At 67.0% G+C, this 9999-nt stretch carries 5 protein-coding genes; 3 read left to right on the plus strand and 2 right to left on the minus strand.

Going from position 1 to position 9999, the window contains the following annotated elements; genetic code table 11:
• Positions 1-294: 294 nt before the first annotated feature.
• The gene (locus AC1DQP_RS11370; RefSeq protein ID WP_478051621.1) at positions 295-2268 is read left to right on the plus strand and encodes an alpha/beta hydrolase family protein; all 1974 of its coding nucleotides are present in this window, start codon (positions 295-297) and stop codon (positions 2266-2268) included.
• A gap of 73 nt (positions 2269-2341) precedes the next feature.
• On the opposite strand, the gene AC1DQP_RS11375 is transcribed toward AC1DQP_RS11370, so the two are convergent.
• Positions 2342-4117 carry a peptide MFS transporter gene (locus AC1DQP_RS11375; protein WP_478051622.1) on the minus strand — a complete coding sequence of 592 codons (1776 nt, stop codon included), beginning with the start codon at positions 4115-4117 and terminating at the stop codon, positions 2342-2344.
• Between the two features lie 179 nt (positions 4118-4296).
• The gene (locus AC1DQP_RS11380) at positions 4297-5448 is read right to left on the minus strand and encodes an acetyltransferase domain-containing protein (RefSeq protein WP_457319198.1); all 1152 of its coding nucleotides are present in this window, start codon (positions 5446-5448) and stop codon (positions 4297-4299) included.
• 222 nt (positions 5449-5670) lie between these two features.
• Here AC1DQP_RS11380 and AC1DQP_RS11385 point away from each other — a divergent pair, with 222 nt between their 5' ends.
• Both AC1DQP_RS11385 and AC1DQP_RS11390 read left to right on the plus strand, forming a co-directional pair.
• The gene (locus AC1DQP_RS11385; RefSeq protein WP_478051623.1) at positions 5671-7641 is read left to right on the plus strand and encodes an OPT family oligopeptide transporter; all 1971 of its coding nucleotides are present in this window, start codon (positions 5671-5673) and stop codon (positions 7639-7641) included.
• Between the two features lie 148 nt (positions 7642-7789).
• On the plus strand, positions 7790-9853 hold the full coding sequence (locus tag AC1DQP_RS11390; RefSeq protein ID WP_457319199.1) for a S9 family peptidase: 2064 nt from the start codon (positions 7790-7792) through the stop codon (positions 9851-9853).
• The last annotated feature ends 146 nt before the right edge of the window (positions 9854-9999 follow it).

Here is a 9999-nt window from a genome sequence, read left to right on the forward strand (position 1 = left end):
GCCGGGGGACATTTGCGCCAGGRGCCTAGCGGCCGCTACGGGGCCCTCACGCGCGCGACAAACCCGAGCGGAGACAGCACTAGATCCAAGACGGCGTCCGACTACCCAGCCACACGTATCGCTGTCTGCGACGCGCCTTCAAGGAGGCGCGCCCCAAACTGGAAGAAACACCCTGTTACAAGCGCCACCGAGGAAAGACCCGACAGGCGGGTCCGAAGTGCTCCTATGGTCCCGGCATTCAGCTTCCGTCTAGAATCGGCCACCCGGACAGGGTGTCCGGAAACAGGGGGAAGGATGCGCAAGTCAGGCTGGATGGCATTGATCGTGTGTGGCGCGCTGGCGGGGCAGGCCGGTGCAGTGGACCTGGACCGATATCTCAAGCGCGATGACTTCGCCGATATCAAGATTTCGCCCAATGGCGACTACTTCGCCGCCACCGTGCCGATGGAAGACCGCACCGCGCTGGCGATCCTGCGCCGGTCGGACAGCAAGGTCGTCGGCACCTTCGTGCCGCCGGCCAAGAACCACGCCAACGACTTCGACTGGGTCAACGGCAATCGCGTGCTGATCGGGCTGGCCGAGAAGATCGGCGCGCTGGACATGCCACGACCCACCGGCGAGTTGTTTGCGATCAACGCCGATGGCGGGCGCGGCGAACTGCTGGTGGGCTACCGCGTGGAAGGCAACGGCCCCGGCACCCGCATCCAGCCCAAGAAGGTAGAGGCCGTGGCGGCGTTCCTGTTCGACGACCTCCCGCAGGATGACCGCAACGTGCTGGTCTCGATCTGGCCCTTCAGCAACGAGCCCTTCACCCGCGTGGACAAGCTGGACGTACAGAGCGGTCGCCGCCAGACGGTGGCGCTGTCGCCGGTACGTCGTGCCGAATTCGTCAGCGACGCCAACGGCCAGGTCCGCTTCGCCCATGGTGCCGGCACCGACAACGTCAACAAGCTCTATTACCGCGAAGGCGGGGGCGACACCTGGAAGCTGGTCAACGATGAGGCGGTCAATGGCCGCATCGAGCAGGCGATCGGCTTCTCCGCCGACGGCAAGCTGGCCTACTTCACCTCCGAGCAGGCCAACGGCCCCACCGCGATCATCGCCTGGGATCCGGCGACCGGCGCGCGGACGCCCGTGCTGCGCGATCCCAAGGTCGATCCCAGCCGCATCATCCGTCGCCCCGGTACCGCCATCCCGGTCGGCGCGCTGTTCCTGGGCGACACGCCGCACACCCGCTTCTTCGATGAGACCTCCGCCGATGCACGGCTGTACCGCAGCCTGGAAGCGGCCTTCGGTGGCGATGCGGTCTTCATCACCTCCAGCACCCGGGACGGCAAGCAGCTGATGATCGAAGCGTGGTCGGGGCGGAATCCCGGCGACTTCTACATCTTCAACAACGAAACCAAGAAAGCCGATCACGTGATCAGCCGCAGCAGCTGGGTGGACCCGGCCAAGGCCGCCACCGTGCTGCCGGTGGCGGTCAAAGCCCGCGACGGACTGGACCTGAGCGGGTTCCTGACCGTCCCGGCTGGTCGTGCCGGCGGCAAACTGCCGATGGTGGTCATTCCGCACGGCGGCCCGTTCGGGATCTTCGACGACGGCAGCTACACCACCGAAACCCAGCTCCTGGCGGCGGCCGGTTATGCCGTGCTGCAGGTCAACTTCCGTGGCTCGGGCAACTATGGCCGCGCCTTCCAGGCCGCCGGTGCGAAGCAGTGGGGCGGGACGATGCAGGATGATCTGACCGACGCCACCCGTTGGGCCATTGCGCAGGGCCACGCCGATCCCGCGCGGATCTGCATCTACGGTGCCAGCTATGGCGCGTATGCCGCCCTGATGGGCGCGGCCAGGGAGGCCTCGCTGTACAAGTGCGCGGCCGGTTATGTCGGTGTCTACGACCTGCCCATGATGTTCACCCGTGGCGATACACAGGAAAGAAAGTCCGGTGAAACCTTCCTGAAGGATTGGTTGGGTGATCCGCAGACGCTGGCGGCAGTGTCGCCGGTCAACCTGGCTGCGCAGATCAACGTCCCGGTGTTCCTGGCTGCGGGCGGTGAAGACCAACGCGCCCCGATCTTGCACACCAAGCGCATGGAAGAGGCGCTGAAGAAGGCCGGCGTGCCGGTGGAGTCGCTGTACTACGCCACCGAAGGCCACGGCTTCTACACCGATCCGCATCGCCGCGAGTACTACAGCAAGCTGCTGGCGTTCCTGTCGCGCAGCCTCGGCGGGGAAACCGCCAACGCAGCGGCCGCCGCACAGCCCTGATCAGCGCTGCAGCGTGGAAACGAGAACGGCACCGCGAGGTGCCGTTCTGGTTTGGGCATGGGGCGGTCGCGCCTTATTTCACCCCGTGCATCATCTTCTTCAGCAGCGGCGAGCAGGCCAGCGCGACGGCCGCACAGCCCAGGCCGATCCACATCAGCAGCCAGAACAGGTGCGCGTAACTGGCCGCGGCGCTGGCGATGTTCATCGTCTGGCCCTCCGGCACTTCGATCGCGGCGAGCTTGCCGAACAGCGCGGCCAGCGTTTCGGAGAAGGCGGTGGCCAGGAACCAGGTGCCCATCATCAGGCTGACCACACGCGGCGCGGCCAGCTGGGTGACCGCCGACAGGCCCACCGGTGACAGGCACATTTCGCCGATCTCCAGGATCAGGTAGGCCAGCACCAGCCACCACACGCTGGCCATCTGCCCGGTCGCGCCCACCTGCTGGGCGGCCAGTGCCAGCGGCACGAACGACAACGCGGCAAAGATCAGTCCGATCGAAGACTTGACCGGCTTGGACGGGTCCAGGCGACGGCGGTCCAGCCACGCCCACAGCATCGCAAACAGCGGGGCGAGGACCACCAGGAACAGGCCACCCAGATAGGTCAGCGAGCCGGCGGTCTGCGGGATCACCAGGCAGTCGCGGATCAGCATCACCAGCATCAGCGCGACGATGACGATGAACAGGTTGCGCGGCGCGGTCGAGCCGGGGCTGCGCTCGGACAGCCGTGCGGCCACCACGAAGCCCAGCGGCGCCAGCAGCAGCGAGGCGATCGACCACGGCAACGGGGTGCCGCTCTGGATCACCAGCGACGGCACCAGATCCTTGGTCAGCAGGCGATCGGTGAAGGTCACCCACGACCCGTAGGTCTGCTCGTACAGGGTAAAGAACACCAGGGCCATGAAGATCAGCGCCATGAGCGCGATCATCTGCTGGCGCTGCACCGGCGTGCAGCGGGTGCCGGTGAACCAGGCGAACCAGACCAGCACGCCGCCGAGCACGACGATCATCAGCATCAGCGCCAGACTGATTTCACCGCCGAGCGCGAACGCGCCGTTGGCGGCGGCCCACATCAAGGCCGCGACGGGGATCACGCCGAGCACCGCCAGCGCGTAGATCAGCCACTCGCGGCGGATGCCCAGCACGCGCTGGCGCAGCGCCGGCACATCGGTCGGTTCGGCGTGGCCTTGCAGGTACTTCTGGCCCCACAGGAACATGCACAGGCCGATCACCATGCCGATGCCGGCCGCACCGAAGCCGTACTTCCAGCCATAGGCTTCGCCGAGGAAACCGCACACCAGCGAGGCGAACAGCGCGCCCAGGTTGATGCCGGCATAGAACAGGGAGAAGCCGGAGTCGCGGCGTGGATCGTTTTCCGGATACAGCTTGCCAACGATGGTGGAGATGTTGGGCTTGAGGAACCCCACGCCCATGATGATCAGCGCCAGCGAGAGGTAGGTGATGCCCAGCGCGGCGTCATCGCGCACGATCTGCCCGTCGATGCGGGTCGCCGCGTGGCCTTCGAAGGCCATGCCCATATGCCCCAGCACCAGCAGCACGCCGCCGAACACCACCGCCTTGCGCATGCCCAGCCAGCGGTCGGCGAGCAGGCCACCGAACACCGGGATGCAGTACACCAGGCCACCGTAGGCACCGAGCAGATCCAGCCCGGCCTTGTCGCCGAACAGGTGGTACTTGGTGAGATACAGCAGCAGCAGCGCCTTCATGCCGTAGAACGAGAACCGCTCCCACATCTCGGTGAAGAAGCAGACGTAAACGCCCTTGGGGTGGCCGAGGAAATCGTCGGTGGCAGTGGAGGTTGCGGAGGCGGGCAGGGCGGCTGCGGTCATCGAGGGATAGGGCGCGGCGGACAAGGAGGCGAGTATAGGCCCGGGGCGAAGGGCCAGCCGTGCCGCGTCTGGCCGCTCCGCCGTCGTGGTGTCGGCCGCTCCGCTGTCGTAGTGCCGGCCGCTACGCTCTAGTAGTGCCGGCCGCTGGCCGGCAGCCTCACCATCCCGGCATCGCGCGCTTACAGATAACGAAGCCAGGCCAGGTCCCGCCGCCGCGCCTTGAACCGCGCGAACGCTCTGGTCGGCCAATACAGCGCCAGGGCCAGCACCGCGGTGATCACCCACAGGCTGGCCACGTGGTCCACGGCGAAGTACGCCCCGTGGGTGTGCCCCCAGCGTGCTTCGGCCAGCACGTACAGCAGCTTCAGCACGTACAGGTGCAGCAGGTAGAAGAACATCGGTGCCGCGCCGATGTCGGCCAGCGGTGCCAGCGCCCGGGCCACGCGCGGCTGCTCGTACAGGCGCAGCACCAGCAGGCCGATGCCCAGGGTCAGCAGCAGGAACAGCAGCGAGGGCGGGTACTTGGTGACGTTGAAGAAGCTCATCAGCGTGCTGCCCGGGGTGGCGAAGGACTGCCACGGGCTGTCGCCGTAGAGGTCCACCGCCCGCAGCAGCACGAAGCCCAGCAATGCACCGGCGCCGGCCATCCACAGGCGGCGCTGGCGCAGCAGGGGATCGCCGCCGCGCGCGAACCATGGGCCGATCACCCAGCCCAGCGCAATGACGCCGATCCACGGCAGCACCGGGTAGGAGGTGCGCAGGCGCAGCCCATCGGTCACGGCGATCCAGTCGCGCTGGTGCAGCACCTTCCACAGCACGGCCAGCGCCCCGTCGCCCTGCACGCGGACGCCATCGAGCAGGTTGTGCCCGGCGATCACGGCCAGCGCCAACACCGCCAGCGCCCCGCGGGGCAGCCACAGCAGCCCGGCCAGCGCGATCATGCTGATGCCGATCGCCCAGATCACCTGCAGGTACATCACGCTGGGCGGGAACTGCAGCGTCCACGCGACATTGACCACCAGCAGCTCCAGCACCACCAGGAACAGGCCGCGCTTGAGCAGGAAGGCCGACGCGGCCCGACGCCCATCCGGCTTGCCACTGGCGTACAACCAGGCCGACAGGCCGGTCAGCAGCACGAACACCGGCGCACACAGATGTGCCAGCAGCCGGCTGACGAACAGCGCGGGCTCGACCTGGTCAATCACCATCGGGTCGCCCACCTGCTGGTGCATATGGAAGGTTTCGCGTACGTGGTCGAGCAGCATCAGCACGATCACGGTGCCGCGCAGCTGGTCGATGGAGGTCAGGCGGGAGGGGGAGGAATACGTCACAGCGGCGCCGGGTGCTCGGTGCGATAGGATATAACATTACTAAATGGATGGGCCCGGCCTTGAACGTTGCCGAGTCCGGCGGGTCGCGGCTGCGGCGGCACGCGAAGGTCAACAGGGGCCTTGATCGGGTGGTGCAGGGTTGCCGGCCAGCGGCCGGCACTACTGGACTTGCCTGTACATGAACGCTAGCGTGGCAGGGATTTTTTGCCAGCAGGGGCTTCCATGAACAACGACGCTGCGCCACGCCAGCTCACTTTCCGCGCGGTGGTGCTTGCCATCGTGCTGGCAGTGATTCTGTCGGCCGCCAACGCCTACCTGGGTCTGTTCGCAGGCCTGACCATCGCCACCGCGATTCCCGCCGCCGTCATCTCCATGGGCGTGCTGCGCCTGCTTGGCGGTGGCACCATCCTTGAAAACAACATCGTCCAGACCGGCGCCTCGGCCGGCTCGTCGATCGCCGCCGGCGTCATCTTCACCATCCCCGCGCTGGTGATCATGGGCTACTGGCCGGACTTCAAGTACTGGTGGGTGCTGGGCATCGCCGGTCTGGGTGGCCTGCTGGGCGTGCTGTTCTCGGTGCCGCTGCGTCGTTCGATGATCGTMGAAGATCCGCTGCCGTTCCCGGAAGGCAAAGCCGCCGCCGAGGTGCTCAAGGCCGGTGAAAATCCGGGCCCGGGGCTGAAGATCCTGGCCGTGTCGGCGGTGATCGGCGCCTTCGTGAAGCTGGCCGCCGAAAGCGGCCTGCGCCTGATCCCGGATGCCTGGGCCACCTCGGCCTACGTGGGCAGCTCGAAGATCACCGCCTTCATCGGCACCAACCTGTCCCCGGCACTGCTGGGCGTGGGCTACATCGTCGGCCTGAACGTCGGCATCGTGGTGGTGTCCGGCTCGATCCTGACCTGGCATATCGCCATTCCGCTGTACCAGGCGTTCTTCATGAACACCGATCCGGCGCTGGCCGCGTCGATCGCCACGGCCACCTCCACCGAGGCGGCGTTCGCCATCTGGGGCGCGAAGATGCGTTACCTGGGTGTGGGCGCGATGCTGATCGGCGGCGTCTGGACGCTGATTTCGCTGCGCAAGTCGCTGCTCAACGGCGTCAAGAGTGGGTTTGCCGCGGCCCGCAAGAGCGGTGGCCCGGCACTGGCGCACACCGAGCGCGACCTGCCGATGAAGTGGATGMTGGTGGCCCTGGTCGTGTTCACCCTGCCGCTGCTGGCGCTGTACCAGGCCATCGTGGGCCAGTGGCATGTGTCGATCCCGATGACCCTCATCATGATCGTGGCCGGCTTCCTGTTCGTGTCGGTGTCGGCCTACCTGGCCGGCCTGATCGGCTCCTCCAACAACCCGGTCTCGGGCATCACCATCTCCACCATCCTGTTCGCCTCGGCGGTGCTGGTGCTGCTGCTCGGCAAGGACGGCCTGACCCCGGTCGGCGTCGGCGGCGCACCGCTGGGTGCGGTGGCCGCGATCATGATCGGTGCGGTGGTGTGCTGTGCGGCCGCGGTCGGCGGTGACAACCTGCAGGACCTCAAGGCCGGTTACATCGTCGGCGCCACCCCGTGGAAGCAGCAGTTGATGCTGGGTATCGGGGCGTTCTCGTGCGCGCTGATCATGGCCCCGGTGCTGAACCTGCTGGCCACCGCCTACGGCATCGGCGTCAAGTCCGAGCTGCATCCCAACGCACTGGCCGCGCCGCAGGCCAACCTCATGGCCTCGGTGGCCAAGGGCCTGTTCGGTGGCGAACTGCCGTGGACCTTCATCGGCATCGGCGCGGTGGTCGGCGCGGCGATCATCGCCTTCGACAGCTGGCTGAAGTCCCGCAACGCCCGCTTCCGCGTGCCGGTGCTGGCCGCGGCGATCGGCATCTACCTGCCGCTGGAACTGATGGTGCCGATCTTCCTGGGCGGGCTGATCGCCTATCTGGTGGAGCGTTTCCACAAGATCCGTGGCGACGATGAAGAAGGCCGCGACCGCGTGCACAAGCCGGGCGTGCTGTTCGCCGCCGGCCTGATCACCGGTGAAGCCCTGATGGGTATCGCGATCGCAGTGCCGATCGTCATCAGCAGCCGCGCCGACGTGCTGGCGCTGCCGTTCCACCTGCCTGGCGCGCAGTGGATCGGTCTGGCCGTGCTGTTCCTGGTCGGCTGGTTGATCTATCGCACCGGCAAGCGGGCGGTCGGTTCGGTATAAAGAACCTCGACCGGTTTCAAGACAAACCCCGCTCCGGCGGGGTTTGTCGTTTCTGCGGCCCGCCCATCCCCCTGCATGACCGATGGCCTTTGCATGGGCGGCCCCTGCGGCCCTAACATCGGCGTTTTGCCGTTCCGCGGAGACCCCGATGAAACTTCGTTACGCCCTGCTGCCGTTGTGCCTGCTGACCGCGATGCCTTCGCTGGCGGCCACGCGTGGCCTGGATGTGCGCGACATGATCGCGCTGGATCGGGTCTCCAGCCCGTTGCTCACCGCCGACGGCGGCAACGTCATCTTCGCCAAGCGCGTGGTCGGCAGCGACAGCAAGGCCAGCACCGGCCTGTTCATCCGCAACCTGCGCACCCGCGACCTGGCCCCGCCCAAGCCGCTCACCCCGGCTGGCTGGAACGTCAACTCGGCGGCACTGTCGGCCGACGGCGGCACCGTGTACTTCCTCAGCGCCAAGGGCGGCAGCCAGCAGCTGTATTCGCAGCCGATCGCCGGCGGCACCCCGCGCCAGTTGACCGACTTCCCGGTGGACGTGGACAGCTTCCACGTGTCCCCGCAGGGCGACCGTGTGGTCTTCAGCAGCGGCGTGTTCCAGGCGTGCGGCTCGGACCTGGCCTGCACCACCAGGAAGCTGGACGCGCACAAGGCGCGCAAGAACACCGGTGAAGTCTTCGACACTCTGTTCGTGCGCCACTGGGACACCTGGGCCGATGGCCGCCGCAACACCCTGTTCGTGGCGCCGTTGCCGGCGTCCAAGGCGGCGGCGGTGAAGGGGGCCTCGGCGATCAGCGCTACCCTCGACGGCGATGCCCCGTCCAAGCCGTTCGGCGGCAACGACGACTTCGCCTGGGCGCCGGACGGCAAGAGCGTGGTCGCCTCCATCCGCGTGGCGGGCAAGCAGGAGCCGTGGTCGACCAACTTCGACCTGTACCGGCTCGACGTGGACGGCAAGCAGGCCCCGGTCAACCTGACCGCGTCCAACCCGGCCTGGGATGCCGGCCCGGTGTTCAGCGCGGACGGCAAGACCCTGTACTACCGCGCGATGAAGCGCCCGGGCTTCGAAGCGGACCGCTTCGGGGTGATGGCGCTGGACCTGGCCTCGGGCAAGACCCGCGAGATCGCCCCGAAGTGGGACCGCTCGGCCGGTGAAATCGTGCTGGCCGCCGACGGCAACAGTTTCTACACCGGTGCCGACGACCTGGGCGAACACCGCCTGTTCAACATCGACATCGCCACCGGCAAGGCCACGGTCGTCGCCGAAGGCGGCAGCATCGGTTCGCCGGTGATCGCCGGCAGCACCCTGGCGTACACGAAGAACAGCCTCAAGAGCGGCGACCAGATCCTGGTGGCCGCCGCCGATGGCAGCAGCCCGCGCGAGATCACCCCGAGCGCCGCGCAGATGCTGCCCGACGTGGCCTTCGGCGACTACGAGCAGTTCCAGTTCAAGGGCTGGAACAACGACACCGTGCACGGCTACGTGGTCAAGCCTTACAACTACCAGGAAGGCAAGACCTACCCGGTGGCGTTCCTGATTCACGGCGGCCCGCAGGGCAGCTTCGGCAATGGCTGGAGCTACCGCTGGAACCCGCAGACCTATGCCGGTCAGGGCTACGCGGTGGTGATGATCGACTTCCACGGGTCTACCGGCTACGGCCAGGAATTCACCGATGCGATCAGCCAGCATTGGGGCGACCGCCCGCTGGAAGACCTGCAGAAGGGCTGGACCGCGGCGCAGAAGCAGTACCCGTTCCTCAACGGTGACAAGGCCTGCGCGCTGGGCGCCAGCTACGGCGGCTTCATGATCAACTGGATCGCCGGCAACTGGAACGAGCCGTGGAAGTGCCTGGTCAACCATGACGGCGTGTTCGACCAGCGCATGATGGGCTACGCCACCGAAGAGCTGTGGTTCACCGAGTGGGAGCAGGGCGGTACGCCGTTCCAGAAGGCGGCCAACTTCGAGAAGTTCAACCCGGTCAACCACGTGGCCAACTGGAAAAAGCCGATCCTGGTCATCCATGGCCAGCTCGACTTCCGCATTCCGGTCGAGCAGGGCCTGGCCGCGTTCACCGCCGCCCAGCGCCAGGGCATCGAATCCAAGTTCCTGTACTTCCCCGATGAAAACCACTGGGTGCTCAAGCCGCAGAACAGCGTGCAGTGGCATGACACCGTCAACGGCTGGTTGAAGCAGCACATCGGCGAATAAGCCGGATGGACGCGCCGCCCCTTGGGGCGGCGCTTCTTCATGGCACCGGGTGTGGTTGGCCGTGGTATCAGCGGTGATCGGCTGCGGTGTAACTGGTGATCGGCGGCGGTGTATCCGGCCATCGTCGTCGGTGTAACCGGTAGAGC

The organism is Stenotrophomonas sp. P5_A8, assembly GCF_056400545.1.